27 protein-coding genes and 1 riboswitch are annotated in these 26,755 nt (G+C 72.3%); of the genes, 9 read left to right on the forward strand and 18 right to left on the reverse strand.

What is annotated here, in order from left to right:
- Window positions 1–3: 3 nt before the first annotated feature.
- Together FXF65_RS02045 and FXF65_RS02050 are read right to left on the reverse strand one after the other, a co-directional pair.
- Entirely contained in the window at window positions 4–1,716 is a 1,713-nt protein-coding gene (locus FXF65_RS02045) for a DEAD/DEAH box helicase (RefSeq protein WP_148347888.1), read from the reverse strand.
- 194 nt (window positions 1,717–1,910) lie between these two features.
- Window positions 1,911–2,114 carry a cold-shock protein gene (locus FXF65_RS02050; RefSeq protein WP_067900481.1) on the reverse strand — a complete coding sequence of 68 codons (204 nt, stop codon included), beginning with the start codon at window positions 2,112–2,114 and terminating at the stop codon, window positions 1,911–1,913.
- Window positions 2,115–2,379: 265 nt separating this feature from the next.
- Between FXF65_RS02050 and FXF65_RS02055 the strand changes: the two genes are divergently transcribed.
- A complete protein-coding gene (locus tag FXF65_RS02055) occupies window positions 2,380–2,607 on the forward strand; it encodes a hypothetical protein (RefSeq protein WP_148347890.1) in 228 nt (75 codons plus the stop codon).
- A 200-nt stretch (window positions 2,608–2,807) separates the two neighbouring features.
- Here FXF65_RS02055 and FXF65_RS02060 read toward each other — a convergent pair whose 3' ends face one another.
- Window positions 2,808–3,461, reverse strand: a complete 654-nt coding sequence (locus FXF65_RS02060; RefSeq protein ID WP_148347891.1) for a GAF domain-containing protein — start codon at window positions 3,459–3,461, stop codon at window positions 2,808–2,810.
- A 411-nt stretch (window positions 3,462–3,872) separates the two neighbouring features.
- On the opposite strand from FXF65_RS02060, the gene FXF65_RS02065 reads away from it, so the two are divergent.
- Together FXF65_RS02065 and FXF65_RS02070 are read left to right on the forward strand one after the other, a co-directional pair.
- Window positions 3,873–4,322, forward strand: a complete 450-nt coding sequence (locus tag FXF65_RS02065) for a hypothetical protein (protein WP_148347892.1) — start codon at window positions 3,873–3,875, stop codon at window positions 4,320–4,322.
- Window positions 4,323–4,402: 80 nt separating this feature from the next.
- Window positions 4,403–6,136, forward strand: coding sequence for a SpoIIE family protein phosphatase (locus tag FXF65_RS02070; RefSeq protein WP_187412032.1), 1,734 nt, complete (start codon window positions 4,403–4,405; stop codon window positions 6,134–6,136).
- Window positions 6,137–6,144: 8 nt separating this feature from the next.
- Here the strand turns inward: FXF65_RS02070 and FXF65_RS02075 are convergent, their stop codons facing one another.
- Window positions 6,145–7,482 carry a cation:dicarboxylate symporter family transporter gene (locus tag FXF65_RS02075; RefSeq protein ID WP_148347896.1) on the reverse strand — a complete coding sequence of 446 codons (1,338 nt, stop codon included), beginning with the start codon at window positions 7,480–7,482 and terminating at the stop codon, window positions 6,145–6,147.
- Between the two features lie 151 nt (window positions 7,483–7,633).
- Entirely contained in the window at window positions 7,634–8,410 is a 777-nt protein-coding gene (locus FXF65_RS02080; protein ID WP_148347898.1) for an IclR family transcriptional regulator domain-containing protein, read from the reverse strand.
- A 104-nt stretch (window positions 8,411–8,514) separates the two neighbouring features.
- On the opposite strand from FXF65_RS02080, the gene FXF65_RS02085 reads away from it, so the two are divergent.
- Window positions 8,515–9,228, forward strand: a complete 714-nt coding sequence (locus FXF65_RS02085; RefSeq protein WP_148347900.1) for a DUF4286 family protein — start codon at window positions 8,515–8,517, stop codon at window positions 9,226–9,228.
- 26 nt (window positions 9,229–9,254) lie between these two features.
- Window positions 9,255–9,818, forward strand: a complete 564-nt coding sequence (locus FXF65_RS02090) for a carboxymuconolactone decarboxylase family protein (protein WP_148347902.1) — start codon at window positions 9,255–9,257, stop codon at window positions 9,816–9,818.
- Window positions 9,819–9,864: 46 nt separating this feature from the next.
- Here the strand turns inward: FXF65_RS02090 and FXF65_RS02095 are convergent, their stop codons facing one another.
- From FXF65_RS02095 to FXF65_RS02125, 8 genes are all read right to left on the reverse strand, one after another.
- The gene (locus FXF65_RS02095) at window positions 9,865–10,368 is read right to left on the reverse strand and encodes a lytic polysaccharide monooxygenase auxiliary activity family 9 protein (protein WP_148347904.1); all 504 of its coding nucleotides are present in this window, start codon (window positions 10,366–10,368) and stop codon (window positions 9,865–9,867) included.
- A gap of 371 nt (window positions 10,369–10,739) precedes the next feature.
- The gene (locus FXF65_RS02100; RefSeq protein WP_148347906.1) at window positions 10,740–11,831 is read right to left on the reverse strand and encodes a glycosyltransferase; all 1,092 of its coding nucleotides are present in this window, start codon (window positions 11,829–11,831) and stop codon (window positions 10,740–10,742) included.
- Window positions 11,828–12,562, reverse strand: coding sequence for a DUF2334 domain-containing protein (locus FXF65_RS02105; protein ID WP_148347907.1), 735 nt, complete (start codon window positions 12,560–12,562; stop codon window positions 11,828–11,830). Before FXF65_RS02105 ends, FXF65_RS02100 begins: the two co-directional genes overlap by 4 nt.
- Entirely contained in the window at window positions 12,559–13,701 is a 1,143-nt protein-coding gene (locus FXF65_RS02110) for a glycosyltransferase family 4 protein (RefSeq protein WP_222868324.1), read from the reverse strand. Before FXF65_RS02110 ends, FXF65_RS02105 begins: the two co-directional genes overlap by 4 nt.
- Before the next feature lie 342 nt (window positions 13,702–14,043).
- On the reverse strand, window positions 14,044–14,694 hold the full coding sequence (locus FXF65_RS02115; protein WP_148347911.1) for a DUF4360 domain-containing protein: 651 nt from the start codon (window positions 14,692–14,694) through the stop codon (window positions 14,044–14,046).
- 37 nt (window positions 14,695–14,731) lie between these two features.
- Window positions 14,732–15,382 carry a DUF4360 domain-containing protein gene (locus FXF65_RS02120; protein ID WP_148347913.1) on the reverse strand — a complete coding sequence of 217 codons (651 nt, stop codon included), beginning with the start codon at window positions 15,380–15,382 and terminating at the stop codon, window positions 14,732–14,734.
- 382 nt (window positions 15,383–15,764) lie between these two features.
- A complete protein-coding gene (locus FXF65_RS43435) occupies window positions 15,765–15,929 on the reverse strand; it encodes a hypothetical protein (RefSeq protein WP_187412033.1) in 165 nt (54 codons plus the stop codon).
- A 262-nt stretch (window positions 15,930–16,191) separates the two neighbouring features.
- Window positions 16,192–16,872, reverse strand: a complete 681-nt coding sequence (locus FXF65_RS02125; protein ID WP_148347914.1) for a hypothetical protein — start codon at window positions 16,870–16,872, stop codon at window positions 16,192–16,194.
- 68 nt (window positions 16,873–16,940) lie between these two features.
- On the opposite strand from FXF65_RS02125, the gene FXF65_RS02130 reads away from it, so the two are divergent.
- The gene (locus tag FXF65_RS02130; RefSeq protein WP_148347915.1) at window positions 16,941–17,507 is read left to right on the forward strand and encodes a TetR/AcrR family transcriptional regulator; all 567 of its coding nucleotides are present in this window, start codon (window positions 16,941–16,943) and stop codon (window positions 17,505–17,507) included.
- Window positions 17,508–17,534: 27 nt separating this feature from the next.
- Here the strand turns inward: FXF65_RS02130 and FXF65_RS02135 are convergent, their stop codons facing one another.
- From FXF65_RS02135 to FXF65_RS02145, 3 genes are all read right to left on the reverse strand, one after another.
- Window positions 17,535–18,533, reverse strand: a complete 999-nt coding sequence (locus tag FXF65_RS02135; RefSeq protein WP_222868325.1) for an endonuclease/exonuclease/phosphatase family protein — start codon at window positions 18,531–18,533, stop codon at window positions 17,535–17,537.
- 336 nt (window positions 18,534–18,869) lie between these two features.
- Window positions 18,870–21,092 (reverse strand): catalase/peroxidase HPI, encoded by a 2,223-nt coding sequence (gene katG, locus FXF65_RS02140; protein WP_148347917.1) that lies wholly within the window; start codon window positions 21,090–21,092, stop codon window positions 18,870–18,872.
- 46 nt (window positions 21,093–21,138) lie between these two features.
- Window positions 21,139–21,561 (reverse strand): Fur family transcriptional regulator, encoded by a 423-nt coding sequence (locus FXF65_RS02145; protein WP_187412034.1) that lies wholly within the window; start codon window positions 21,559–21,561, stop codon window positions 21,139–21,141.
- Window positions 21,562–21,640: 79 nt separating this feature from the next.
- On the opposite strand from FXF65_RS02145, the gene FXF65_RS02150 reads away from it, so the two are divergent.
- The 3 genes from FXF65_RS02150 (at window position 21,641) to FXF65_RS02160 (ending at window position 25,041) form a co-directional block, all read left to right on the forward strand.
- A complete protein-coding gene (locus FXF65_RS02150; protein ID WP_148347921.1) occupies window positions 21,641–22,306 on the forward strand; it encodes a DUF6962 family protein in 666 nt (221 codons plus the stop codon).
- A 274-nt stretch (window positions 22,307–22,580) separates the two neighbouring features.
- A riboswitch (cyclic di-AMP (ydaO/yuaA leader) is annotated at window positions 22,581–22,723 on the forward strand.
- A gap of 6 nt (window positions 22,724–22,729) precedes the next feature.
- A complete protein-coding gene (locus FXF65_RS02155) occupies window positions 22,730–23,473 on the forward strand; it encodes an NlpC/P60 family protein (protein WP_148347923.1) in 744 nt (247 codons plus the stop codon).
- A 161-nt stretch (window positions 23,474–23,634) separates the two neighbouring features.
- Entirely contained in the window at window positions 23,635–25,041 is a 1,407-nt protein-coding gene (locus tag FXF65_RS02160) for a hypothetical protein (protein WP_148347924.1), read from the forward strand.
- Between the two features lie 93 nt (window positions 25,042–25,134).
- Here the strand turns inward: FXF65_RS02160 and FXF65_RS02165 are convergent, their stop codons facing one another.
- Together FXF65_RS02165 and FXF65_RS02170 are read right to left on the reverse strand one after the other, a co-directional pair.
- Window positions 25,135–26,046: a glycoside hydrolase family 19 protein gene (locus FXF65_RS02165; RefSeq protein ID WP_148347925.1), complete on the reverse strand. Its 912-nt coding sequence runs from the start codon at window positions 26,044–26,046 to the stop codon at window positions 25,135–25,137.
- Window positions 26,046–26,564 (reverse strand): lytic polysaccharide monooxygenase auxiliary activity family 9 protein, encoded by a 519-nt coding sequence (locus tag FXF65_RS02170; protein WP_148347927.1) that lies wholly within the window; start codon window positions 26,562–26,564, stop codon window positions 26,046–26,048. The genes FXF65_RS02165 and FXF65_RS02170 overlap by 1 nt, the downstream gene beginning before the upstream one ends.
- Window positions 26,565–26,755 lie beyond the last annotated feature (191 nt).

Below are 26,755 nucleotides of genomic sequence, written 5' to 3' on the forward strand. Positions count from 1 at the left end.
CGGTCAGGTGTTGTAGGAGGACGGGCGGCGGGCGCGGCGAGGGTTGCGCTTGGGCGCGTCGTGCGCGTTCTGCGGACGACCGCCCTGCACGGCGGCCGAACGCCGCTTCCGCGGACGTCCGCTGTCGCGCCCGGTGCCGCCCTGCCCGGCGTCGCGCCCGGCATCCGGAGCGGCCTTGCGACCGGCGTTCGGAGCAGTTTTACGCCCAGCGTCCGAAGCGGCGTTCCGCCTGGCGTCCGAGGCGGGCTTGCGTCCGGCGTCCGAAGCGGCCTTGCGCCCAGTGCCCGGAGCGGCCCTACGCCCGGCGTCCGAAGCGGCGTTGCGCTTGGTGCCCGGAGCGGCCTTGCGACCGGCGTCCGAGGCGGGCTTGCGGGTGGTCTCCCGGGCGGCGGGGGCGGGGCGGGACGGCTCGCGGGCGCCGGTGATGCGGGACAGCTCCGGGGCGCCCGGGTGGACGTCCGTCGAGCTCGGCCGGATCCCGGCCTGCGCCATCAGGTCGTTCACGTCGCGCCGCTGGTCGGGGAGGACGAGCGTGACCACGGTTCCCGTCCGGCCCGCGCGGGCGGTGCGGCCGCCGCGGTGGAGGTAGTCCTTGTGGTCGTCCGGCGGGTCGATGTTGACGACGAGGTCGAGGTCGTCGATGTGGATGCCGCGGGCGGCGACGTTGGTGGCGACCAGCACGGTGACGTCCCCGGCGTGGAAGCCGTCCAGCGCGCGGTTGCGCTGCGACTGGGTCTTGCCGCCGTGCAGCGCCGCGGCGCGGACGCCGCGGGTCGTGAGCTTGCGGACGAGCCGGTCCGCCGCGTACTTCTTGCCGACGAACATGATCACGCGCTCGTCGCGGGCGGCGATGTGCACGGTGGTCTCGTGCTTGTCGGCGTCCGTGACGTGCAGCAGGTGGTGCTCCATCGTGCCGACGGCCCCGGCGGGCGGGTCGACCGAGTGGGTGACCGGGTCGCTGAGGAACCGGCGGACGAGCTGGTCGACGTTCTTGTCCAGCGTCGCGGAGAACAGCATCCGCTGCCCGCCGCCGGGCGTCTGCTCGAGAAGCCGGGTGACCTGCGGCAGGAAGCCCATGTCGGTCATCTGGTCGGCCTCGTCCAGGACGGTCGTCCGGACCCGGTCGAGGCGGCAGTCGCCGCGCTCGATGAGGTCGGCGAGGCGTCCGGGAGTGGCGATCAGGACGTCCGCGCCGCGCGCGAGGGCGTTCGCCTGCCGGACGAGCGACATGCCGCCGACGACCGTCGCGACCCGCAGGCCGACGGCGTCGGCGTACGGCTCCAGCGCGCCCGCGACCTGCTGCGCGAGTTCACGGGTGGGGACGAGGACGAGCGCGAGCGGCGCGCGGGACTCGGCGCGGTGCCCGGCGGTGCGGGCGAGCAGGGCGAGGCCGAAGGCGAGGGTCTTGCCGGAGCCGGTGCGGCCGCGGCCGAGGACGTCCCGTCCGGCGAGCGCGTTCGGCAGCGCCGCCGCCTGGATCGGGAACGGGGACGTCACGCCCTGCCTGGCCAGCTCGGTGTGGAGCGGCGCGGGCATCCGCAGGTCGGCGAACGACTCGACGGGCGGCAGCGAGGCGACGGACGGGGCGGGACGGGCCGCCTCGGCACGTGGGCGGGCGGCGGCGTCGGCGCGGGGACGCGCCGCGCGGCGGCGTCCGGGACGCTGGCGCGGCGCGGACGAACGTTTTCGCGGAGTCTGCCGGGAGTCGTCAGGCATGGTGGTCGAGCCTTCCTCGAAGCGGCGCGTGTCGAGGAAGTGCTCCGCTGCGCCACACGGGGCGCGGAGGGTTCTCAAGAACGAACCGGATGCCGGCCGGGCGGAATGCGAGCCGCGGGCCGTGCGGCGAATCTGGACGGACGGCACGCGCGGCGGACGGCCCCGAGGAGCCGGCCGCCGCGCGGCCTACACGATCAAGACGGGACGATGTTCTCCGCCTGCGGGCCCTTCTGGCCCTGGGTGATGTCGAACGTCACCTTCTGGCCCTCCTGCAGCTCGCGGAAGCCCTGCGTCGCGATGTTCGAGTAGTGAGCGAAGACGTCGGCGCCGCCGCCGTCCTGCTCGATGAAGCCGAAGCCCTTTTCGGAATTGAACCACTTGACCGTACCGGTGGCCATGTCGTCTCCTTCTGGTCGGTCTCGCCCGCACACCGTGCGCGGGCGAAAACGCCGCGATGGCCCATCCGGAAGATCCAGAACAACAAAAAATGCGCCTGAGGTCAGATCCGACAGGCGCATGAACATGTCTATGGGAACCGCAACTCCCGCACGGTACCACAGGCAGGGGGATCTGGACGGCGGCCGGGTCGCGACGCGGGATCGATTCGGCGTCAACTGCCGGGGTGACCCTACGCGGCTCCCGTCCACAGCGCATACTGCGGTTATGAACTCCTCCCGTCCCACCCGGCGGCGGCACCTGCCGACCAGCCCTTTCCCGCCTCCGTCAGCCGCTCCGCCGGTCCAGCAGTTCGAGCCGAGCGACCAGGTCACCCACGACAAGTACGGCCTCGGACGCGTCGTCGAGGTCGAGGCCGGCGGCGCCGTCGTCGTCGATTTCGGCTCCAGCAAGGTCCGGATTCCGGCCCCGTACGCGAAGCTCTTCAAGCTCTGAGTCGATGCCCGGCACGCGCGGAACGTCCGGGAAACTCCGGGACCGGCGTCCGTCCCGGAGAAATGGCCTGATGTTTCCCAACCGGCCGGGCACTGTTCACCGACCGAGGGTCTCGTAACCGCCGGTTCACCGGCGGCCGACTCGACGGCCGTCACTTCAACGGCCGACAGCTCCTGGAATGTCGTTCCGCAGCCGTGACATCACCCGCCGTGATCCCCGCCCGGCGGCGTCACGTTCGCGTGGACGGTGGCGGGCGGCGGGACGATCCCCGTCTGCGCGGGCTCGTCCGGCCGAGCGGCCGCCCGCCTGTCCTCCGCGAGCTGGACGAGACGGGCCGCGGTGTCGGCGAACAGCAGCAGATGGCGCGCGGCGGCCGGGCTGAACGGCCCCGCGCCGGGCCGGCCGAGGACGGCGAGCACCCCGCGCGTCGCCTCCCCGGTGTCCAGCGGCAGGATCAGGATCGGTCCAGGCGGGAGCTCGGTGAGCGTCTGGTCGGCGGCGATCCGCGCGGACAGCGCCCGGCGGGAGCTGAACGCCCGGCCGAGCATCGACCGGCCGCGCCGCACCGTCAGCCCGCGGAGCCGGCCCGCGCCCTCGCCGACCGCGACGGCGATCCGCAGGGTGTTGGCGTCCTCGGCGGGCAGCGCGACGAACGCCAGCGGGACGTCGGCCATGGCGCGGGCGCGCTCGGCCACGAGGGTCAGCAGGCCGGTCAGCGAGGTCCCGTCCAGGACGGCCCTCATCAGGTCGAACGACGCGGCGAGCCGCCGCCCGTCGGCGGCGCTCCCGGTCGTGTTCGGCGGACCCCACAGGGTCACCGCAAGATCGTCGCCGGTCATGTCGTCATCCCGCATTCCCCCTCGTGACCTCAGCACCCGGGACGGGACGGCGTGACGGCGACGGGGCGCCGGACCCGACCGGCCCGAGGAGGACCGAGCGTCGAGAAACCAGGGGACGCGTGCTTGGCCGCCCGCATCGAGAAACCCTCGTCGGCCCCGAGTGTACGCCCGGAACCCCCGGGGGGAGGGTCGCGCCGCGTCCGGTGACGTACACTCGCGATGCCGAGGCCGTTCCCCGCGCGGGCCGCTCTGCCGGCCGTCCCCGGCGACATCGGAACCGGTCCGCGACGACCGGGAACGGGCCTCGCATGCCCCGGCGCGCAGTGGGAACCAACGCGGCAGCAACGGCAGAACCGCGCCTGGTCCCGTGAGATCGGCAGTGTGGCCCTTCCCCGGTCCAGGACTGTTTCTTGATCGGAGAGCCCAGTGAGCGCGTCCGCACAGCTTGCCGCCGAAGACGACCCGGGGCCGGTGCTGCGCATCGGCCGATGGCAGTTGCCGGCCGGGCGGGACGCGACCGCGCAGGCCCGCCGGACGGTCCACGGCGCCCTGCGCAGGTGGGGCCTCGGACCGGCGGCGGGCGACCTCACCGACCACATGACGGCGGTCGTCCAGGAGTTCCTGGCCCGCACCGCCACCCGCGCCCGCGAGCCGATCCACCTGAGACTGGAGCTGCGGGCGTCGGCGCGGCTGCTGCTCGGTGAGATCTACAACGCGTTCCCCACCCCGCTGGAGTCGGCGCACCGCGCGCTGGACCGGGGGCCGGGCCGCGGCATCGTCGCCCTCACCTACGGCCGGCGTCCCGCCCGCGACGGCCGCTGGTACATCCACTCCTTCACCTGGTGGCAACCGGAGGCGGCCCCCGCCGACCAGTAGCCGCCGCCCCGCCCCTGACCTGGAGTGTCCCGGGTGAAACGGCGGGAATGGGCCTGGTGTCCGCTCCAGAGGGGGTGAGGATGACCGGGCAGGTGGACGATCGGTCGGGCACGGCGCCGGATTCGCCGTCGGGCACGGCGTCGGGCATGTCCCACGACCGTCTCGTGGAGGCGATGAACTCCGGCGTCCTCGCGACGGACGAGGCGGGCCGCGTCACGGCGTGGAACCCGCGGGCGCAGCAGCTCCTCGGCTACCCGCGCGAGGAGGTGCTCGGCCAGGGCATGCACCGGTTCCTCCACCGCGACGCCGAGGGGCGCGTCCCGCCGGAGCGGCAGTGCCGCCTGCTGCGGGTGCTCGACACGGGCGTCCCCGACCACGGGGACGGCCAGCGGTTCGCCCACCGGGACGGGCGCCTGATCACGTGCTCCTGGTCGTCCGCGCCGATCTACGGCTCCCCCGCGGAGGACGGCGGGACGGTCGCCGGGCTGGTGATCGTCTTCCAGGACGCCGCCGAGCGCGACGCCGTGGAGCGGGAGCGGCGCGACCGGCTCGTCCGGGAGCGGCGGGCGAACGCGCGGCTGCGGCTCGTCGCGGAGATCACGACGGTGCTGTCGTCCACGCTGAACGAGGAGGAGCTGCTGCGCAGGCTCGTCCGGCTGGTGGTGCCCGCGCTCGGCGACTGGGCGGAGGTCGACCTCCTCGTCCCGGACGGCCGGGTCGAGCGGGTCGCCGCGACGCACCGCGAGCTGTCCGCCGCCGACATCGCCGCGCTGGAGGGGCCGCTGCCGCCGCTGCCCCGGGCGCCGCGCGGGCCGCTCGCGCAGGTCCTGCGGGGCGGGACGGCGGTGGTGGTCGGCGGCGGCGCCGACGTGCGCTCCGACGAGCCCCTCGGCGCCGCGCAGTACGAGCTGTTCCAGGTCATGGACGCGCAGAGCGCGATCATCGCTCCGCTCGCCGCGCGCGGGGAGACCTACGGCGCGCTGACGCTCGGCTACTCCCGTCCCGGCCAGGGGTACGGGCCGGACGACAGGCTCGTCGTGGAGGACGTCGCGCGCCGCACCGGGCTCGTCCTCGCGAACGCCCGGCTGTACGCGGAGCAGCGCAACACGTCCGAGGCGATGCAGCGCAACCTGCTCGCGCCCCTGACGCAGCCGGGCGACCTGCGGCTTGAGGCCCGGTACGTGCCCGCGACGCAGGTGAGCTGGGTGGGCGGCGACTGGTACGACGCCTTCGCCCTCCCGGACGGCGCCACCGGTCTCGTCATCGGCGACATCGTCGGCCACGACCTCCCCGCGGCGGCCCACATGGCCCAGGTCCGCAACATGCTGCGGGCGCTCGCCTGGGACATGGCCCAGCCGCCGAGCGCCGTCCTCGCCCGGCTGGACGGCGTGATGGCCGCCGTCAGCGACGCCGACCTCGCCACCGCCGTGTTCGGCCGGGTCGAGCGGCGTCCCGGCGGGCCGTGGCGGCTGCGCTGGTGCAACGCCGGGCACCCGCCGCCGCTGCTGATCACGAGTGACGGCGGCACCCATTTCCTGGACGAGCACGGCCTGCTCCTCGGCGAGCCCGACCTCAGCGGGCCCCGGCCGGACGGCGAGCGGGACCTCCCGCCGCTGTCCACGCTGCTGCTCTACACCGACGGCCTGATCGAGCGGCGCGGCACCGACCTCACCGACCGGCTCACCAGCCTGCGCAGGCACGCCTCGCACCTGGCGCAGCTCCCGCTGCCCGACCTGTGCGACAAGCTCCTGGAGCGCGTCGAGCCGAGCGGCGAGGACGACGTCGCCGTCCTCGCCCTCCGCCTCCCCGCCTGACCCGCGCGTCAGGCGGGGCCTCCGGCGGGAGCCGGGACGGGCTCGGCGGGCGCGGGCGCGTCGGCGGGGACGCGCCCGGCGAGGACCTCGCGGGCGCGGTCACGGTCGAAGACGCCCTCCCAGGTGCTGACGACGATGCTGGCGAGCATCTGCCCGCACAGGCTCACGATTCCGCGCATCATGGACAGGAACCGGTCGACGCCGAAGATCAGCATGATTCCGGCGACCGGGACGACGCCCGTCGTGGACAGGCTCGCGGCCAGCAGGACGAACCCCGCCCCCGCGATCCCCGCGCCGCCCTTGGACGTGATGAGGAAGACGGCGAGCAACCCGAGCTGCTGCCACAGCGACATCTGGATGTCGAACGCCTGCGCGATGTAGAGGCCCGCGAACCCCATGTAGAGGCAGACGCCGTCGGAGTTGAACGCGTACCCGGACGGGACGACGAGCCCCACGATCGGACGCGGGCAGCCGAGCCGCTCCAGCTTCTCGATGAGCTGCGGCATGACGGCCTCGTAGTTGGCGGTGCCGAGGGTGATGAGCAGTTCGTCCTTGAAGTAGCGGTACAGCGGGACGACGCGGATCCCGCACAGCCGCGCGACCACGCCGAGCACGACCAGGCAGAAGACGATGCCGGTGGCCCAGAACAGGCCGACGAACGCGCCGAGGCTGGTCAGCGTCTTGGGCCCGAACTTGCCGGTGGTGTAGGCCATCGCGCCGAACGCGCCGACCGGCGCCAGGTACATGACCAGCCGGACGATCCCGAAGACCGCCTCGCCCACCCGCTCGATGCCGCGCGCGATGGGGGCGGCCCGCTCGCCCATCATCTTCAGCGCGATGGCGAACAGCACCGACACGAGCAGGATCTGCAGGACGTTCCCGTCCACGAAGGCGCTGACCACGCTCTCCGGGATGATGTTGACGAGGAAGTCGTACCAGTGCTGGTGCTCTCCCGCGGCGGCGTACTCGGACGCCTTGCCGGTGAGCTTGATCGCGGCCGGGTCGGCGTGGACGCCGTCGCCGGGGCGCAGGACGTCCATCACCACCAGGCCCATGATCAGCGCGATCGTGGTGATGGCCTCGAAGTAGACGAGGGCCTTGACGCCGACGCGGCCCATGCCCGCGAGCGCCCCGGCGGAGACGATCCCGGTCACGATCGTGCAGAAGATCACCGGGCCGACGAGCATCCGGATGAGGGAAATGAAGCCGTCCCCGAGGGGCTGCATGGCGGCGCCCGCGTCCGGCGCGAGGAGGCCGAGCAGGGCGCCGAGCGCCAGGGCGACGAGGACCGTCAGCCAGAGCTTCGTGGTGAAGGCGGTCCGCAGGACGGACGTGGCACCGGACATCGCTCACCTCTGTTCGTCGGACGCACAGTTGTACGCCGGTTAGAGAGCGAGTGTGACCGACGTACCGACGCGGGTCAAGAGTCCGGCACGCCACGCTTGCGGCCCTCGGGGCCGGAACGGGACCTGGGCGGAGGGGCCTAGACGGAGCGGCCTAGGCGGAAGGGACGAAGTCGATGTCGCGGGAGATGGCGTCGGCCGCCTGCACGACCAGCGGGACGAACCGCTCGTGCAGTTCGGCGACCGAGACGCGTCCCGCGTTGGCCGACACGTTGATGGCCGCGATCACGGCCCCCGACCGGTCGCGCACCGGCGCGGCCGCCGACCGGACGCCCTCCTCGCGCTCGCCGTCCACGACCGCGTAGCCCTGGTCGCGGACACGTCCGAGCTCGGCCGCCAGCGCGTCCGGGTCGGTGATGGTGTTCGGGGTGAGCCGGTCGAGCCGCATCGCGCCGAGCCTCTCGCGGAGGCCGTCCGGCGGCAGGGCGGCCAGCAGGACCCGTCCCATGGACGTCGGGTGGGCGGGCAGCCGCGAGCCCACGTTCAGCACGATCGACATGCTGCGCTTGGCGGGGACGCGGGCGACGTAGACGATCTCCTCGCCGTCCAGCGTGGCCGCCGAGCACGACTCGCGCACCTCCTCGGCCAGCCGCCGCATGTGCGGCTGGGCGCGCTCCCAGATCGGCAGCGAGGCGAGGTATCCGTAGCCGAGCCGCAGGACGCGCGGCAGGAGCCGGAACCGGCGGTCGTCGACCTCCGCGAACCCGAGCCGGACGCAGGTCAGCAGGATGCGCCGGGCGGTCGCCCGGGACAGGCCGGTGAGCTCGGCGGCCTCGCTCACGGTCAGCGTCGGGTGGTCCGCCGAGAACGCCTCCAGCACGCGGAACGCCTTCTCGACGGAGTCGATCACATCCGGGTCCTGCCTTGACATTCCTTGACTCCCGACTCCAAAGTAAACTACCGACGCACGGACGTTCGTCAGTAGAACGAACTCCGCGGACAGCTCCCAGTCTGCGGCATGACGGAAGGGCCATCGTGACGGAAGGTCTGCTCTACGTCCTGTCGCAACCGCGCGACGGCGACGAGGACGGGTTCCACGACTGGTACGACACCGAGCACGGCCCCGCGCGGCTCGCGCTGCCGGGCGTCCGCCAGGGCCACCGGTACCGGGCCGCCGACGGCGCGGCGCCGTCCTGGCTCGCATGGTACGACCTTGACCTGCGCGTCCTCCAGACTTCGGAGTACCGCGCGCTGCGCGACCGGCGCAGCGCGCGGGAGAGCGCCGTCATGTCGGCCCTGGCGTCCCTCGACCGCCGCGTCTACGAGCTGCTGGAGGACCACCTGCCGGACGACCACCTGCCGGACGACCACCTGCCGGACGACCACCTGCCGGACGACCACGGCGCGCCCGCCGCCGCGGCCCCGCCGATCCTCCTCGCCCGCGCGATCACCGTCCCGCCTCGCCACGAGCCCGCGTTCCACTCCTGGTACGCCGAGGAGCACGTCCCCGCCCTGCACGCGCTGCCCGGCTGGCGCCGGACCCGCCGCTACGTCCTCCGGGACGGCGACGCGCCCCGCTTCCTCGCCCTCCACGAGATCGACGATCCCGCCGTCTTCGCCACCGACGCCTACCGCGCCGCGACGGACACGCCGTGGCGCGCCGAGGTCATGCGCACCGTCACCGCCGAAGAGCGCCGCATCTTCGCCTACCACAACAGCTTCCAGACCAGCGGCGCGCCCGCACGCTGACCCAACGCATCTCTCCGGGGGATTCCATGCCTGCTCGCGTCGACGCGTTCCGGCCCGCCGACCTGACCGCCGAGCAGCGGGAGCTCTACGACCGCCTGCTCGCCAGCGCCCGCGCCACCGGCAGCCGCCCGTTCCCGCTCGCCGACGAGGAGGGACGCCTGCGCGGCCCGTTCAACGGCATGCTGCTCAGCCCGGGACTCGGCGACGCGCTGCAGGAGCTCGGCACCGCCGTCCGCTACGGGACGGGGTTCACCGCGCGCCAGAAGGAGCTGGCGATCCTGGCGGTCGCGGCGCACGAGCGGTCGGAGTACGAGTGGGCCGTCCACGGCCACGCCGCGCTCCAGGCCGGTTTCACCGAGGACGAGCTGGCCGCCGTCCACGCCGGCGCGGCCTGCCCCCTCGACGACCCGGCGGAGGCGGCCGTCCTCGCCGCCGCCCGCGAACTGGCCGCCACCGGCGACCTCACCGACGACGCCTTCACCTCGGCGACCGACGCCCTCGGCCTGACCTGCCTGTACGAACTCGTCACACTCGTCGGCTATTACCGCCTGGTCGCCACCCAGCTCCGCGTCCTCCGGGTGACCGACTGAAAATGGCGGCCGGGCTTTCGCCCGACCGCCATTCCCCTACCGCGTATTACTGCACCTGCAAGTCAATGCAGGCGTAGAAGGCGTTCGCGGTGTCGGCGATGTTCCAGACCGCCAGGACCTTCTGCCGTCCGGTCACTCCGCCGAGGTTGACGGTGTGGGACGAGCTTTGCCCGTTGAACGACGCGAGGCGCCGTCCGTTGAGGAAGTACTCGTAGCTCTTTGTGCTGTGCTTGGCGGTGAACGTCCAGCTGAACGTCACGGAATTGCCGACCGTGGTGGGCTTCCATGCCTTGCTGTCATCGTCGAGATCGGCGAACCGCGAGTTTCCGCCGCTGCAGCTCTGCAGGCCCTTCGGCCCTTCGACGCTCTGCGGCTCCCACTGGATCTCTCCGCACTGGACGACGTGCTGCGCGCACTGGGCCTGCCGGCTCGACGGCGCGGACACGTACCCGTGCGCGAGGGCCGCCGTGGCGGGCAGGACGACGGTGACCAGCGGTGCGATCCCCACACCCGCCGCGACTGCGGCGAGCTTACGCCTGGATGACTTCATGCGGGACTTCCCTGTTTTCGGGGGTGGGCAGGGGGCTTTCGTCGGGCTTTCGTCATGGCCACCGCCGCCGCGCATGGACGGACGCCATTCGCGGCATGGGAGCCGGGCGCTCGAAAGGGGCCCGTGCGGCTTGATCGGCGCGTCCTTGCGCTGGGACGGTGGCGGGGTGGCGGGACATGAGCGCTCAAGCGATAGGAATTCTCCTATCAGGTAGTTGAACGTTAACCCTGTGTCCCCTCCCCGGCAAGACCGCTCCACGCCGTCCGCTCAACCCCCAATATGTCCCCCCAGGTAAAAGACCGGACCGCCGCCCGGAACCCGAATATTCGTCACAACTTCCAGCCAAAGCACCGCCCACTCGGCGAACTTTGTCAAACACGCCCGCCCAGGATTTGCAGCATTTGGGCGGTGGGGGTGGTCCAGGGGTAGTGCTCGGCGTGGGTTCGGGCGGTGGTGCGGCGGGTTTCCCGTGGGAGGGACAAGAGGTGTTCGGCGGCGGTCGCGAAGTGGGCCGGGGTCGGCGGGGCGGCGATTCCGGCGTGGGGAGTCAGGAGTTCCTGGGCTGCGCCCCGGTCGGCCGTGACCACCGGCACGCCGCATGCCAGGGCCTCCAGGACCGCCAGGCCGAACGATTCGACGGGGCAGGTCGAGAGGGCGACGTCGGCGGCCGCCAGAAGGCGGACCACGTCGGCGCGGCGGTGGACGTGGCCGTGGAAGCGAACCGGGAGCGACTCGCGGGCGGCGTAGGAGCGGAGCGGGGCTTGGAGCGGGCCGCTGCCGATGACGTCCAGGTGGGCGGGGACGCCCCGGCGGCGGAGTTCCCGGAGCGTCTTCAAGGCCAGGTCGGGGCGCTTTTCGCGGGAGAGGCGTCCCAGGTGGACCAGGCGGAACGCTCCAGAGGCGGGCGCGTGCTCGGACGGGCGGAAGGTGGTCAGGTCCACGCCGAGCGGGACGCGGTGCAGCCGCGGCGTCCCGACGCGGGCGAACTCGGCGGCGGCGAACGCCGAGGTCGCCACGACCGCGTCGAACATCGTCGCGAGGCGCCGGTTCCAGCGGTCGGTGAGCGGGGCGACGGACAGGCCGCCGGGCATGCGCGGCGCGAGGATCGCGTCCAGCCGCTCGTGGGAGAACAGCACGGCGCGCACGCCGTGGCGGCGGGCCCAGCGCGCCGCCACGGTGAGGCTGGCCTTGTCGGAGACCTCGACCACGTCCGGTTCCAGGCGGGCGAGGACGCGCAGCACCGGACGCGGGTCCAGGACGAGCCGGTATCCGGGCGCGACCGACGCGCCGGGAACCGTGATGAGCAGCCCTTTCTCGCTTTCCGTCCGGGTGTGGGAGCGGCCGGGGACGACCAGGGCTCGCTGGTGCCCGGCGGCGGCGTAGCCCGCGCCGAGCATGTCCACGGCCGTGCGCAGCCCGCCGGACACCGGGCTGTACAGGTTCGCGAGCTGGACGATCCTCATGCCTCGACCAGCGCCTGGTAGGTGGTCGGACGGCCGCCCGCGGCGACGGTCAGGTCGATGGCGGAGAGTGCCGCGCGGCGCAGGCCGGGACGGGTCAGGTCGGCGGGGTGCAGCGCGATGCGGAACGGCATGCGCAGCCGGGCGAACGTGCGGGCCGCGTCGACCATCAGGCGGGCCCCGGCCCGCTCCCCCGTCCCGCCCGGCCGGTGCGACAGCGCGGGCATCCGGCGGATCGGCCCGCCGGGCAGGCGGTGGACGGCGAGGTGGCTCGTCCAGTAGGCGAAGCCGAGCGCGGCCAGCGCGCGCCGGGTGCCGGGGGACGCGAGCCAGCCCGGCGGCGTGAACCCGACGACGTCGATGCCCGCGTCCGCGAGCGCCTCCAAGCCCGCGCGCAGCCGCTGCCCGGCCTGCTCCTCGGTCAGCGTCCAGAACTCCCCTGCGCCTCTGACCAGCACGCGGTTGACGCCGCGCCGCCAGGGCGGGCCGCCGGGGACGCCCTCGTGCCGGTATCCGTGCAGGGCGAGCTCGTGCCCGCGTCCGGCCGCCGCGTGCAGGTACTCGACGAGGTCGGCGTCGTCGGGCAGCGCCGGGCCGTCGCCGAAGGGGCCGGGAATGAGAAGGAGCGTGGCGGGCACCCGGCGCTCGTCGAGGTCGGTGAGCCAGCGCCGGGCGGCGGACGCGGTGTCCGGCGCGACGTCGTGCACGGACACGACGAACGGGAACCCGCTCATGCCGCGTCGTCCGCGCGCTGGACGGCCGCCTCCCGCGCGCACTCGCCGCCCGCCGCCTGGAGGTAGTGGTCGATGAGCTGCTCGCACACGACGTCCCAGCCGCGTCCCTCGACGGAGGCGAGGGACCCGGCGCCGAGCCGCCGCCGCAGGTCGGGGTCGGCGGCCAGCGCCGCGACGGCCGCGCGGAGCCCGTCGCCGTCGTCGGGCGCGTACAGCAGGCCGTTCACGCCGGGCCGGACGAGGTCGAGCGGCCCGCCCGCGGCGGCCGCCACGACCGGCACCCCGCAGGCGAGCGCCTCCTGGACCGCCTGGCAGAACGTCTCGTCCGCGCCGGTGTGGACGAACACGTCCAGGGACGCCATGAGCCGCGACAACTCGGTCCCCGTCTGGAACCCGGTGAAGACGGCGTCCGGCATGAGGCGGCGCAGGCGGCGTTCCTCGGGACCGTCGCCGACGATCACGAGCCGCGTGCCGGGCAGATCGGCGAGCGTCGCGAGCATCTTCGGGCGCTTCTCGGCGGCGAGGCGTCCGACGTAGCCGACCAGGACCTCGCCGTCAGGCGCGAGCGCGGCCCGTGTCTCGGGAGACCGGTGCGCGGGGTTGAACCGGCGGCGGTCCACGCCGCGTCCCCACAGCGACAGGCGCGGAACGCCGCGCCGGTCGAGCTCCGCGAGCACGGGGGTGGACGGCGCCAGCGTCCGGTCGGCGCGCCCGTGCACGCGGCGCAGCCACCACCACACGGTCGGGTCGGTGCCGCGCAGGCCGTAGCGGCGGGCGAACCCGGCGATGTCGGTCTGGAAGACGGCCACGGCCGGGACGTCCAGCCGCTCGGCCGCCGCCAGCCCGGACACGCCGAGCATCATCGGCGCGGCGAGATGGACGACGTCGGGCGCGAAGTCCCGCAGCACCGAGGTGACGCGCCTCGTCGGCAACCCGACGACGACCGAGGAGTAGAACGGCAGCCGGACGCCGGGGACGAGCTCCACCCGCGCCCCCGCGTACGACTCCGGGCCGGGACGGGGCGCGACGACCAGCGCCTGGTGCCCGCGCGCGGCGAGCTGTTCGAGGACGCGGCAGACGGAGCCGGTGACACCGTTGACCTGCGGGAGGAACGACTCGGTCACAATGGCGACTTTCACGGCACACAGGGTGACCGTCCCGTACGACCTTCTAACCGCACATATCGTCCGAGAAGACGAACAACGCGAAAACCTTGGATCCGTCTCCGCCGGGCGAGCCATACCGCGCGAGCGGCGATGGCGCTTAGGGGGCTCGCTCGCGCGGGACGGGGCCAGACGGTCCGCCCGGCCGGGCGCGGCGCCGGTGGGGCGTGGCGCCGGCCGGCAGGGCGTCTGTGGGGCGTGGTCCGCGCCGCCCGCCGCGCCCTCCCCGGGGAGGGCGCGTCCTGGGAAGGCGGCGCGGGAGCCGGGGGTGACCGGGCCGCGTCCTTCCCAGGGAGGTCGCGGCCCGGCCTGTTCGGATCAGTGTCGTGCCGGGCACTTCTTCCAAGCGAAGTGGTAGATCGTCTTGACGCCGCCGTCGGCGGAGTCGAACGAGAGGAAGCTGGTCTCGTCGGGGTCGGAGGTTCCCTTGTCGACGCGCAGCTCAGTGTTGATGTTGAAGTTGCGGTCCTCGCCACAGGGCTTCCACACGAGGGCGCCCACCGGTGTGCTGTCGGTGAACTGCCAGTTGTCCTCGTACTTGCCCTTGATGGTGTGGCTGACGGCGGCGGTCTGGGACTGGCCCTGGTGGTAGTAGCTAGCGCGCTCCAGACCGGAGGCGCCGTCGGCCAGGTTCGCGTAGCCGCGGTAGTCGGCGCTGGCGATCGCGTAGGTGAAGCCCTGCGGGATGTGCACGCCGAGGCTGAGCTGGCAGTTCTTCCGCATGTCGGTCGGCTTGGACTTGCCGCCGGCCTGAGCCAGGTAGTCACTGTAGGTGACGGTGAAGGCCGTGTTGTCGGCCGCCGGCGCCACCGCGGCCGTCCCGGCGCGGCAGCCCGAGCCGTTGACCGTGAGGACTTCGAGCGTGATCTTGCCGGGGGGCGGCGGGTCGTTCACGGCGGCCTGGGCCATGCCCGTGGTCAGCGCGAGAGCCGAAAGGCATGCCGCCGACGCGGTCACTGCTTTGCGCATTGGTCGTTTCTCCTTCAGGGTGGGGGTTGCGGGGCTACTAGCACTTCTTCCAGGCGAAGTGGTAGGTCGTCTTGATGCTGCCGTCGGTGGAGTCCATGGCCATGAAGCTGACCTTCGACCCGTCCGAGGTGCCCTTGTCGAGGCGCAGTTCGGTGTTGATGTTGAAGTTGCGCTCTTCGCCGCACGTCCGCCAGACGAGCTGGGACACCGGCACCTTGTCGGTGAACTGGAAGTTGTTGTCGTAGGTGCCGGTCAGGTTGTGCGTGAGGTATTCGGTCTGCGTGTTGCCCTGGAAGTAATAGGTGACCCGCTGAATGCCCTTGACGCCTTGGTTCAGGAAGGCGTAGCCGCGGTAGTCCGTCTGGGCGATGGCGTAGGTAAAGCCCTGCGGGACGTGCACCTTCATCGCGATCTGGCAGTTCTTGCGGGCGTCGGTCGGCTTGGTCGAGCCGCCGATCTGCGCCATGTAGTCGCTGTAGGTGACCGTGAAGGCTTCCTTGTCGTCCGAGATGGCGACCGCCGCGGTCCCGATCGGACAGCCGGAGCCGTTGACGGTCGCGATCTCGATCGTTACCCCGTCGGGGCCGCGGACGAGGCGCGGCATGGCCGCGGCGGCCGGCGCGACGGACGCCGCGGTCAACGCGAGCGCCGAGGCGCCTGCGGCGATAAGTGCGATCCCTTTACGCATGCGATTCCTCTTCGCTGGGACTGGAACTATTTTTTTCTTCGAATATCGAAGAGGCGGGCGCCGGAAATCCGGATTTAAACAGGCGCCCGTCAATGGACGTAGATCCAGGATCTCAACGGAGAGTAACTTTGCCCCCAAGTGTTGTCAATCAGCAGCTTTTAACTTTCCCCGGCCGCCACCGATCGACGAAAGGGGGCGGGCTGTTCGACATGATCATCGATTATCGAACGTCAATGCTGGCGTTTTTGACAAGGACCGTTCCATCACATGCCGGGGCATTCTGAAACGACCCGGCGGGCCGTCCGTAAATGGTGTTGTGTGCAGCCGGAAAGGGCCTCGACGAGGCATGTGCACGGGGGCGTCGAACGTGTCCCGTTCCGGCCTAAAGATCAGTTGACGCGATGTGTGCGAGCAGCACCTCGGCGAGGACGGCCAGGCCACGGGCATGGGCCCGGCGCGCGGCGACCTCCCGCCAGACGCCGCCGATCGCGGCGAGCCGCCGCCCCTCGCCGCGTCGGGGCCCCCGGCCGGGCGGGCGGCAGGTCACCGGCCCGGCGAATCGGGCCGGGTCACGGCACCGGCCGAACCATTCGGCGCCGGGAAGGGGACGGCGACGAAAACGCCGCCGTCTTTCTTCGGCCCGGCCGCGGGCGTGGCCGGGATTGGCGGCGATAATTCGCCGCCATATCGCGCCGGGTAATTCCGCGGCACGCGGTCGCCATACGCGGGCGGCGCTTCATCGTGTGTGTAGGGAGCAGATATTGAAAACCGAATCGCCCGCGCGGCGGGGGCGGTCGGAATCGGAGTCGCTAGGGGCGGCGGCGGGCCCGCAGGGCGTAGCCGAGAAGGAGGGTCCCGGTCAGCAGGGCGCCGGCGGCCGCCGGGACCAGGAAGCCGAAGCGCAGCCCGATCGAGGCGGTGACGTCCACGCCGGGACGGCCGTCCAGCCTCATGACCACCACGGACCAGGCGCCGCCGGTCTTGTCCCAGGTCAGGGTGCGCGTCCCGGCGCCCTGGGCGGTGGCGACCCACAGCCGCCGCCCCGCCGGGGCCGGGGCCCGCGCGGCGCCCGGCACGCGCGCGAACGTCGCGCGGAACGGTTTCAGGTCGGCCGATCTGAAGTCGTCGTAGGCCGTCCCGCGCAGGTACGCCTCGACCCGCGCCTTCGGCCCGATCCCCACGAACACCGGCACGGACGGGTCGGACGGCCGGACGACGATCCGCACGCGCGCCGCCTCGCCGATGTCGGGGTTCGGGTCCGCCGCGTGCGCCCGGTCCGTTCCCACGTCGATCTCGTCGGACTTGAGCGCCGCCGTCGGCGTCCCGAACCGGTGCGGCGAGGTCGAGAAGTAGCCGCCCTCGGACGCCTGCAGCGCCCCGGCCGCGCCGAGTCCCGCGCCCGCGAGCAGCAGGACGGACGAGGCGGCGGCCGCGGCGAGCGGCCGCCGCCAGGCCGGAGTCCGGGTCTCGTGTCGTCGTCGCGCCGTCATGGTCGCCCCCTTTTTAGTACACCTGTGTTATCACGCCGATGGTAACACGAGTGTGCTATAAAAAGTCCATGCCCAAAGTCGTGGACCCGGTGGAGCGCCGGTTGGAGGTGGCGGCGGCCGTCTGGCGGGTCGTCCGGCGGGACGGCCTGGAGCGGGCGTCGGTCCGCAACGTCGCCCGGGAGGCCGGGCTGTCGGCCGGGTCGCTCCGGCACTACTTCGCCACCCAGTCCGAGCTGTTCGTCTTCACGCTACGGATGATCATGGAGCGGATCGAGCGGCGGATCGCGGCGCTGCCCGCCGAGCCCGACCCGCGGCGGCGGGCCGAGCTGGTCCTCGCCGAACTGCTGCCGATGGACGCCGAGCGCGCCGCCGAGAACGAGGTGTGGCTCGCGTTCACGTCCAGGTCGATGGTCGATCCCGAGCTGCGCGCGCTGCGGAACGAGGGCTACGACGTCCTGCGGGCGGGCTGCCGCGGGCTCGTCGAAGCGCTCGGCGCCCGGAACGCGGAGTCCGAGACCGATCGGCTGCACGCCCTGGTCGACGGGCTCGCCGTGCACGCGGCGACGCGTCCGGACGTCGCCACGCCCGCCGCCATGCGCGCCGCCGTCGCCGCCCACCTCGACTCGCTCGCCTAGGGCGGCGGGTCGGGCGGACTGGGCTGGTCAGGCGGTGAGGCGGGTGAAGACCATCGCGTGGTCGGACGCCGGGTCGTCGCGGCGGGCCGCCGGATTCTCGGTCACCGACGGGAGGCCGCCGTCCTGCGCCCGCAGGGTGTGGACGTCGAGCGTGCGTCCGAGCAGCGCGTGCGACACCAGCAGGTGGTCGATCAGCTCGTGCCGCTGGTGGAACACGCGGGAGAACCGCTCGCCCTCGGGGATGCGCGGCGCGAGGTTCCAGAGCCGGCTCCCGTCGCCCTTGTCGGGACGGTCCGCCCCCGGCGTGCCGAGCTCGGAGCCGGGCGGGCCGAGCAGGATCTGCGTCGTCGCCGACTCCGGCTCGTCGTTGAGGTCGCCCATCACGATCACCTGCCGGGCCCGGCCCTCGCCCGCGAGCAACTCGTCGGCGAGGGCCCGCGCGGTGACGGCCTCGGCCGCCCGCCGGTAGAGGGCGTAGGCGGCGACGCGGGCGCGCTCGCCCTCGTCGCGCGGCTGGAAGCGGGAGTGCCCGCCCGGTCCCGGCGGGAACGACAGCAGCTTGCTCTTCAGGTGGACGGCGACGAGGACGAGCTCCCGGCCGTCGGCTTCGGTGACGCGGACGGCGAGCGCGCCGCGTCCCATCCGGTCGGCCGTCCCGCCGTCGTCGCCCGCCTGGATCGGGGCCAGCGGACGGGCGAACGCGGCCCGGTCCGCGATCACCTCCAACGGGAGCCGGGACAGGAACCCGACGCGGATCGGATGCTTCTCGTCGAAGATCGCGGACGTGGTGTGCGACCACTCCCCGTCGAGGCGGCCCGCCAGCTCGGCGAGCGCGTCCGGGTCCCCGACCTCCTCGACGGCGAGGACGTCCGCCCCGGACGTGCGGATCGTCGCGGCGAGGCCCGCGAGCTTGGCGTCGTAGGCGGCCTGGTCCTTCGGTCCGAACTCGCCGCCCGGCTTGAACAGGTTCTCCACGTTCCACGTGCCGACCACGGTCATGATCGCCCCCAGCTGCCAGTGGTCCATCCACCCTGATACCCGTCATATCCCCAGGAACCCGAATGACCACGACATTTGGCCGAGTCAGGACGCCCCGCCTGTGACACGTTCGCGGGCGGCGGCGCTGAGGTAGATACCGGCGGTGACTTCCCCAGCCGTCGCCGAGGGGTCACCCCGCGCCTTGGGAGCGGTGCCGCGGGTGACCGGCCCCGCCCGCCCGCGCGGACCGTCCCCAGGCGAGAGGGCGGGGCCGCCCGGGGGGCCGGGGCCCCGCGGGACGGGCTTTCCCGAAAAGACGAAAGTCCAGGCCGACCCTCGCGGATCGGCCTGGACGTTCACGTCGTCCCGGGCGGGACGCCAGGATCAGCGCAGTTCGAAGCGGTCCAGGTTCATGACCTTGTCCCAGGCCGCGACGAAGTCGCGCACGAACTTCTCCTTCGCGTCGTCGCTGCCGTAGACCTCGGCGACGGCGCGCAGCTCCGAGTTCGAGCCGAAGAGGAGGTCGACGCGGCTGCCCGTCCAGCGGACCTGGCCGCTCGCGTCGCGTCCCTCGTACGTCCCGTCCTCGGCCGGGGCCCACGTGGTGCCCATGTCGAGCAGGTTGACGAAGAAGTCGTTCGTGAGCGTTCCCGGACGGTCGGTGAGGACGCCGAGCGACGACCCGCCGTGGTTCGCGCCGAGCGCGCGGAGGCCGCCGACCAGCACCGTCATCTCGGGCGCGCTCAGCGTGAGCAGGTTGGCCCGGTCGACGAGCAGGTTCTCGGCGGGCAGCCGCTCGCCCTTGCCCAGGTGGTTGCGGAACCCGTCCGAGCCCGGCTCCATGTGCGCGAACGACTCGACGTCGGTGTTCTCCTGCGAGGCGTCGGTGCGCCCCGGCGTGAACGGGACCTCGACGTCGTGGCCCGCCGCCTTCGCGGCCTGCTCGACCGCGGCGACCCCGCCGAGGACGATCAGGTCGGCGAGCGACACCCGCTTGCCGCCGGTCTGCGCCGCGTTGAACGACTCCTGGACGCCCTCCAGCGCCCGCAGCACGATCGCCAGCTCGTCCGGCTCGTGGATCTCCCAGCTGCTCTGCGGCTCCAGCCGGATCCGCGCGCCGTTCGCGCCGCCGCGCTTGTCGGTGCCGCGGAACGTCGCCGCCGCCGACCACGCCACCGACACGAGCTGCGCGATCGTCGGCCCCGACGCCAGGATCCGCCGCTTGAGGTCGGCGACGTCCGCGGCGTCGACCAGTTCGTGGTCGACGGCCGGGACGGGGTCCTGCCACACCAGCACCTCGGACGGGACCTCCGGGCCGAGGTAGCGGACGATCGGCCCCATGTCGCGGTGGGTCAGCTTGAACCACGCGCGGGCGAAGGCGTCCGCGAACTGGTCCGGGTTCTCGTAGAACCGGCGCGAGATCGGCTCGTAGATCGGGTCGAACCGCAGCGACAGGTCGGTCGTGAGCATCGTCGGATGGGTGCGCTTGGACGGGTCGTGCGCGTCCGGCACGAGGTCGGCGGCGGCGCCGTCCTTCGGCCGCCACTGGTTCGCGCCCGCCGGGCTCTTGAACAGCTCCCACTCGTACCCGAACAGGATGTCCCAGAAGGTGTTGTCCCAGGTCGTGGGAGTGTTCGTCCAGATGCCCTCAAGGCCGCTGGTGATCGTGTCGGCGCCCTTGCCGGTGCCGTAGCTGCTCTTCCAGCCGAGGCCCTGCTGTTCGAGCGGGGCGCCCTCCGGCTCGGGGCCGACGTTGTCGGCCGGGCCCGCGCCGTGCGTCTTGCCGAACGTGTGGCCGCCCGCGATGAGCGCGACGGTCTCCTCGTCGTTCATCGCCATCCGGCCGAACGTCTCGCGGATGTCGCGGGCCGCCGCGATCGGGTCCGGGTTGCCGTTCGGGCCCTCCGGGTTGACGTAGATCAGGCCCATCTGGACCGCGCCGAGCGGGCTCTCCAGGTTGCGGTCGCCGGTGTAGCGCTCGTCGCCGAGCCAGGTCGACTCGGGGCCCCAGAACACGTCCTCGTCGGCCTCCCAGGCGTCCTCGCGTCCGCCCGCGTAGCCGAAGGTCGTGAAGCCCATCGACTCCAGGGCGACGTTTCCGGCGAGGATGAGGAGGTCGGCCCAGGAGATCTTCTGGCCGTACTTCTGCTTGACCGGCCACAGGACGCGGCGGGCCTTGTCGAGGCTCGCGTTGTCCGGCCAGCTGTTCAGCGGCGCGAAGCGCTGCTGCCCGGACCCGGCGCCGCCGCGCCCGTCGCTGACCCGGTAGGTGCCCGCGCTGTGCCACGCCATCCGGATGATGAACGGGCCGTAGTTGCCGAAGTCGGCGGGCCACCAGTCCTGCGAGGTGGTGAGCGCTTCGGCGATGTCGCGCTTCACGGCGGGCAGGTCCAGCGTCTGGAACGCCGCCCGGTAGTCGAAGTCCGCGCCGAGCGGGTTCGTCACGGCGGGGTCCTTCGCGAGGATCTTCAGGTTGAGCCGGTCCGGCCACCAGCCGCGGTTGCCGCCGCCCTGGGTCGGATGCGGGGCCCGCGTGTGCACGACCGGGCAGCCGCCCTCGCCTGCCGCGTTCGTGTCGTAGGCGGTCGTTTCCTTGTTCTCTGACATGTGTGGTTCCCTCCCAGGACACTGCGGGGGTGGATGCAGGAACTCTCTAGGTTGCGGAGCACATGGGGCACACGCCCCAGTAGATGACCTCGGCCTCGTCGATCGCGTAGCCGCTGTCGTCGGACGCGGTCAGGCACGGCGCCTCGCCGACCGCGCAGTCGGCGTCGGCGATGGCGCCGCAGGACCGGCAGACGACGTGGTGGTGGTTGTCCCCGACCCGCGACTCGTACCGGGCCACATGGCCGGACGGCTGGATCCGCCGTACCAGCCCCGCCGCCGTGAGCGCGTGCAGCGAGTCGTAGACGGCCTGGTGGGACACCTTCGGCAGGTCGTGCCGGACGGCGCCGATGATCGAGTCCGTGTCCGCGTGCGGGTGGGCGTGGACCGCTCTCAGTACCGCCACCCGCGGACGGGTCACCCGCAGAGCCGCCCCGCGCAGGAGCCGCTCGTACTCCGAGATCGTGGTCACGCAGACAGGCTGGACCATTTTCTTGAATCAGTCAAGATTTGGCGCGGACCTCTCGCGGATCGCCGGGTACCGTGCAGGCATGCTTGCCGAACCGGCGCCGGCCCTCACCGATCTCGCGCTCGGCCTGGTCACCGTCGCGCTGGCGGCGCGGCTCGGGCGCACCGGCGCGCACCGGCACTGGCGCACGTCGTTCTGGTGGGCGGGGGCGGCGGCGCTCGCCGGGTTCGTCCACCACGGGTTCGTGAAGCACTCGGCCGCGCTGGACGGGCCGAGCTGGGCCGTGATCAGCGCGATGGTCGTCGTCGCGGTGTCCTACCTGCTGGCCGGGACGGTCGCCGAGGTGCTCGGCCCCCGGCACGGCCGGACGTTCTGGCTGCTGCGCTCGATCGGGATCGGCGCCTACGCCGTCCTCGCGGTCACCGGGCACGCGGGCGTCACCGCGCTGCTGGCCTGCGAGAGCCTGACGATGGTCTGCATCCTCGCGCTGTGGGGGCGGGCCGCCGTCCGGCGCCATCCGATGGCCGGTCCGATGATCGCCGCGCTGGCCGCGAGCGGCGCCGCGGCGGCGGCGAAGGCGATCGACCCGGGCGTCACCGGCCGCGTCGGCCTGGACCCGACGTCGGCCTACCACCTCGCCCAGATCGCCGGGATCCTGCTGCTCCATCTCGCGGTCAGCGCGCCGCGCACGCAGGAGCGCGAGGCACGTCCGGTGCCCGGCCTGCCGGACGCGCCGTCCGCCCGCTGACGCCCGGCCCGACCGGCGTTCCGGGACGTGACCCTTCTGAACTGGGTCGATAATGATTTTGTCGTAATTTGCCTTCTTTTGGGGCTTTGCGTTAGCTTGTCGCTCTCAAGGCGCCCCCCAGGCGCTCTTGTCCCTCGTGTCCCACCGGACACGCGGGCCCCATCCGGCACGGCCCCGAGGCGGGCCGGTCGCATCGGGCCACAACTCAAACGCCGCTCTTTCGCACGCGGGACACCGGGTCCCGCGTAGGGGCCCCATCGCGCCCCGGTGGATCGCAGCGGCTTCGCCGAGTCCGCCTTCGCGCGGAGCCGGGGACCCACATCCTCGCACTGGGGTGAGTCGGCCTGTCCGCAGGCCGTAGGGCGACTTCCAAGCCCGAACCCGTCAGCTAACCCGGCAGGCGAATTGGAAGAAGGAGCCCCCTTGAACGGCAAGCACGGCAAGTACCGTAACCCCCTGCACAAAGTCCGTGACACTCTGAACACGACGCCCCGCGTCGTGGGCGCGGTGGCCGGTCTCGCCGCCTTCGGCGTGATCGCGGGAACCGCCCAGGCGGGGGTCTTCGACTCCGAGTCCGCGCAGTCGGCCGCCGCGGTGGCGACCGTCCCCGGCAAGGCGAACGGCGGCGACGGCGACGAGCCGGGCCGCACGTCCTCCCACAGCGGGAAGGCGGACCGGAAGAAGTCCGACTCCAAGACGTCCGAGAGCAGGGCGTCCGAGAGCAGGACGTCCGAAACCCGGGCCACCGACTCCAAGTCCAAGCGGGACAGGGTCATCGAGCTGGCGAAGACGTGGCGCCCCGGCACCGATGAGCGCGTCCGCTACAGCCAGACCAACAGCTACCAGGGCTACCGCACCGACTGCTCGGGATTCGTCGCCATGACGCTCGGGCTCGCGAAGCCCGGCCCGAACACCGTCGGCCTGACGTCGTCGCGCTACACCGAGCGCATCACGATGTCCGAGCTGAAGAAGGGCGACCTCGTGATGGACGCCCAGGGCACCAACACCACCCGGCACGTCGTCATCTTCGAGAAGTGGGCGGACGGCGACCACACGTCCTACTGGGCGTACGAGCAGCGCGGCCGGTACGGCACCGACTACCGGACGCGCGACTACGGCCTGAACGCGGGCAGCGAGTACAAGGCGTACCGTCCGAAGAACCTCTGACGCGACAGCGCCCCCATGACGAGGGCCCGGCCCGGGAGGATCCCCGGCCGGGCCCTTTCCATGCCCCGCCCACCCCGAGTCGGCCAAGGGACGGGCAAGTTCCCGCCCGGGTGCCAGCGGTCGCCTCGCGCCCCGGCACGGCCCTCCTAAAGTCCGCTGACATGGGGAGATGCTGGAAGATCACCGCCGTGGTCGCGGGCACGGCAGCCGTGGCGGCCGTCGCCGCCTGGCCCGCGGCGGCCACCGGGACCGCCACCGGGACGGCGCCGTCCGGGCCCGCCCGGAACGGCTGGAGGCTGGTCGATGAGGAGGGCTTCGACCGTCCGCCGCGCGTCGACGGGGCGCCGTGGCGCCTCGACCCGCAGGGGCCGCGCAGCCCGTGGAACGTGGACGCGTTCGACGACGACGGCGAAGCCTGGAAGAAGATCAGCGGGCCGCTGTTCGCGCGGCGGCTCGCGACGCTGAACGTGTTCCGCAAGCGCGTCGCGTTCGGCCGGAACGGGTGGCTGACCGCCGAGGTCGCCGCCGTCGACAAGGACCGCGACGGCCGTCCCGACTCGCGTCCCGGGCTGTCGGCCAAGACCCTGCCGGACGGACGCAAGGTCGGGCGGATCTCGGAGCCGAGCTGGGACGCGGGCGTCCTCATCCGCCCCACCCGCCCGCTCCCCCGCCATTACCGCGTGGAGATGACGCTGCGCGGCATCGACTTCGGCGGGAAACGGAACGGCACGTTCGACTACAAAGGCCGCCACAACGGCTACACGAAGGAGCCGTGCAAGACCCGCTATCCCTGGACGTTCCAGGGCGCGCTGCCCGGCAGGAAGCGCTGCGACTACCCGGACGTGACGCGCGAGAACGGCTTCTACTACATGACGATCCTCGACTACGCGACCCCCGCGCCGCACGGCAACCCGGGCATCCACTTCCGCCGCAAGGTGATCATGGACGGCTACTACAGCGACGACGCGCGCTGGAAGAACGCGGGCACCTGCGACCCGAGGACCGGCCGGATCTACCGCACCTTCGACGGGACGTTCAACGGCGTGAACGCGCTGTTCCCGCGCGGCGACCTGTTCCGCGAGACGGCGAACAACAACATCAGCAACGAGTACTACATCAAGACCAGGTGCGGAAACGTCTCGATGGACAAGCCGTACGGGCCGGGCAACCGGTTCGAGGGACACCTCACCAGCGCCGAGATCCGGCCGGAACTGCTGCCGGAGGCCGCCTACCGGTTCGCCGTGGAACGCGACCGCACCGGGTACACGCTCGAAATGAGCGGTCCGTTCCGGAACATCGGGCAGGCGACGCTGCGCGTCCACCACGACTTCATCGAGAACGGGCGTCCGATCTGGCATTACAACCAGACGCCGGAGGAGTACGACGGGCGGTTCGACCGGCGGCTCGTCCACAAGGGTCCTGCCGGGACGTACACCACCGAGCACGCATGGCCGAAGGGCTCGGCCTATCCGGACTCGTTCATCATCGGCGACCCTCATCTCAACTACTACGAGGGCGAGGCTTACGTCGACGACATCCGCCTCTACGTCCCCGCAGACGGCGGCTGAATCGCCGCGAAAAGCGAAAGACCCGCGCACGGCGGTGGCCGTGCGCGGGTCCTTTTCGGCGATGCGTCCGGATGGCGCGTCCGCGACGTCCGGTCAGCAGGTCAGGTTGCCGCCAGGTTGGACGCCGAGAAGTTCCGTGAACCTCTTGTAGGCGTTCACCCTGCTCTGCACCTGGGACGGGTTTCCGCCGTTGCATTCCAGGCTGCCGTTGATGCTGCGGATCGTCTCACCGAAACCGCGCTGGTTGACCATCGCGTTGTGCGGGGTCATGGTGCCGGGCCCGTTCTGGGTCATCCAGTACCACAGCGCGGTCTTCCACGACACGGCCGCGTCCCGTTCGACCAGCCACGGGTTGTGCAGCAGGTCGATTCCGAGCGCGTCGCCCGCGGCCTTGTAGTTGAAGTTCCAGCTGAGCTGGATGGGCCCGCGGCCGTAGTAGGCCGCCTGCCCGGCGGGGCAGCCGTAGGGCTGGCTCGCGTCGCAGTAATGCGGGTAGTTGCCCGTGTTCTGCTCCACGATGTAGACCAGCCCGCCGGTCTCGTGGTTCACGTTCGCCAGGAAAGCGGCCGCCTCCTGTTTCTTGACGGTGTCGCTTCCGGTGTTGGCGAACGCGGGGTACGCGGCCATCGCCGCGGTGAGCCCCTGGTAGGTGTAGAACGAATTCCGGCTCGGGAACATCTGGTTGAACTGGGCTTCGCTCACCACGAAATCCGCGGAGTTGCCGGGGTCACCGGGATCTCCGGGGTCGTCGGGGGGATCGACGGGGCCGCAGGTTCCCTGGTCGGCCCAGACGATCGTGCCACTTCCCGGCTTCTCGTTCAGCGTCCACCATTTCGCCGACCAGTTGTGCCCGCCATAGGACACCTTGGCGCCGCCGTTATAGACGCTGGACGCGTTCCATGCGGCGGAGCAGTCCGCGGCGGAGGCGGACGTCATCGGCAGGACGGCGGACGCGGTGCCCGCCGTGAGCAGCACGGCCCCGATCAGGGGCAGGAATCGGCGCATTACTGGATGTTGACGTCGACGCAGGCGTAGAAGGCGTTCCCGGTGTCCGCGATGTTCCAGACCGCCAGGATCTTCTGCCGACCGCTGAAGCTGCCGAGGTTGACCGAGTGGGTCACGGTGGACGGGGGCTGGGTGTTCCCGCCGTCGACGGTGGCGACCTTCTGGCCGCCGACGAAGTACTCGTAGTTGGTGGTGCGGTGCCGGGCGGTGAACGTCCAGGTGAAGCTGACGGACCGGCCGACGGTGGTGACCTTCCACGGCTTGCTGTCGTCGTTCAGCTCGGTGAACCGGCTGCCGCCGCTGCACGTCCGCTGGCCCTTCGGGCCCTCGACGCTCTGCGGCTCGTACTGGATCGCTCCGCACTGGACGATCTTCTGCGCGCACTGCGCCTGGCGGCTCAGCGGCGCCGAGACGTAGCCGTGCGCGAGGGCCGCCGTGGCGGGGAGGACGACGGCGACCAGCGGTGCGATTCCGACGCCGGCCGTGACGGCGGCGAGTTTGCGCGTTGATTTCTTCATGCGGGGGGTCCTTGCGTTCTGGGGTGGTCGATTTCCTCGCGTTCTCGCGGTGCTCGGCCGTGCGTGGGCGGTCGGGGTGGTTCGGGCCGGTCGGCCCGCGGCGGGTACGGCCCGGCTGCTGCCGGGGCCGGGGAGCGCCGCGGCTCCAGGGGACGGCACGGCCGTGGCACGGGCGATGGAGGGGAGCGGGG

It is taken from the genome of Actinomadura syzygii, from assembly GCF_008085905.1.
GTDB classification, from domain to species: domain Bacteria; phylum Actinomycetota; class Actinomycetes; order Streptosporangiales; family Streptosporangiaceae; genus Spirillospora; species Spirillospora syzygii.

Excerpts from the sequence above, each read along its gene's own strand:
- FXF65_RS02075 (WP_148347896.1), bottom strand. The coding sequence starts at position 7,482 with ATGTCCGGTGCCACGTCCGTCCTGCGGACCGCCTTCACCACGAAGCTC.
- FXF65_RS02165 (WP_148347925.1), bottom strand. The coding sequence starts at position 26,046 with ATGCGCCGATTCCTGCCCCTGATCGGGGCCGTGCTGCTCACGGCGGGC.
- katG (WP_148347917.1), bottom strand. The coding sequence starts at position 21,092 with ATGTCAGAGAACAAGGAAACGACCGCCTACGACACGAACGCGGCAGGC.
- FXF65_RS02160 (WP_148347924.1), top strand. The coding sequence starts at position 23,635 with ATGGGGAGATGCTGGAAGATCACCGCCGTGGTCGCGGGCACGGCAGCC.
- FXF65_RS02095 (WP_148347904.1), bottom strand. The coding sequence starts at position 10,368 with ATGAAGTCATCCAGGCGTAAGCTCGCCGCAGTCGCGGCGGGTGTGGGG.
- FXF65_RS02045 (WP_148347888.1), bottom strand. The coding sequence starts at position 1,716 with ATGCCTGACGACTCCCGGCAGACTCCGCGAAAACGTTCGTCCGCGCCG.
- FXF65_RS02055 (WP_148347890.1), top strand. The coding sequence starts at position 2,380 with ATGAACTCCTCCCGTCCCACCCGGCGGCGGCACCTGCCGACCAGCCCT.
- FXF65_RS02120 (WP_148347913.1), bottom strand. The coding sequence starts at position 15,382 with ATGCGTAAAGGGATCGCACTTATCGCCGCAGGCGCCTCGGCGCTCGCG.
- FXF65_RS02170 (WP_148347927.1), bottom strand. The coding sequence starts at position 26,564 with ATGAAGAAATCAACGCGCAAACTCGCCGCCGTCACGGCCGGCGTCGGA.
- FXF65_RS02125 (WP_148347914.1), bottom strand. The coding sequence starts at position 16,872 with ATGACGGCGCGACGACGACACGAGACCCGGACTCCGGCCTGGCGGCGG.
- FXF65_RS02100 (WP_148347906.1), bottom strand. The coding sequence starts at position 11,831 with ATGAGGATCGTCCAGCTCGCGAACCTGTACAGCCCGGTGTCCGGCGGG.
- FXF65_RS02060 (WP_148347891.1), bottom strand. The coding sequence starts at position 3,461 with ATGCGGGATGACGACATGACCGGCGACGATCTTGCGGTGACCCTGTGG.
- FXF65_RS02135 (WP_222868325.1), bottom strand. The coding sequence starts at position 18,533 with ATGGACCACTGGCAGCTGGGGGCGATCATGACCGTGGTCGGCACGTGG.
- FXF65_RS02150 (WP_148347921.1), top strand. The coding sequence starts at position 21,641 with ATGCTTGCCGAACCGGCGCCGGCCCTCACCGATCTCGCGCTCGGCCTG.
- FXF65_RS02090 (WP_148347902.1), top strand. The coding sequence starts at position 9,255 with ATGCCTGCTCGCGTCGACGCGTTCCGGCCCGCCGACCTGACCGCCGAG.
- FXF65_RS02115 (WP_148347911.1), bottom strand. The coding sequence starts at position 14,694 with ATGCGCAAAGCAGTGACCGCGTCGGCGGCATGCCTTTCGGCTCTCGCG.
- FXF65_RS02070 (WP_187412032.1), top strand. The coding sequence starts at position 4,403 with ATGACCGGGCAGGTGGACGATCGGTCGGGCACGGCGCCGGATTCGCCG.
- FXF65_RS02080 (WP_148347898.1), bottom strand. The coding sequence starts at position 8,410 with ATGTCAAGGCAGGACCCGGATGTGATCGACTCCGTCGAGAAGGCGTTC.
- FXF65_RS02050 (WP_067900481.1), bottom strand. The coding sequence starts at position 2,114 with ATGGCCACCGGTACGGTCAAGTGGTTCAATTCCGAAAAGGGCTTCGGC.
- FXF65_RS02130 (WP_148347915.1), top strand. The coding sequence starts at position 16,941 with ATGCCCAAAGTCGTGGACCCGGTGGAGCGCCGGTTGGAGGTGGCGGCG.
- FXF65_RS02105 (WP_148347907.1), bottom strand. The coding sequence starts at position 12,562 with ATGAGCGGGTTCCCGTTCGTCGTGTCCGTGCACGACGTCGCGCCGGAC.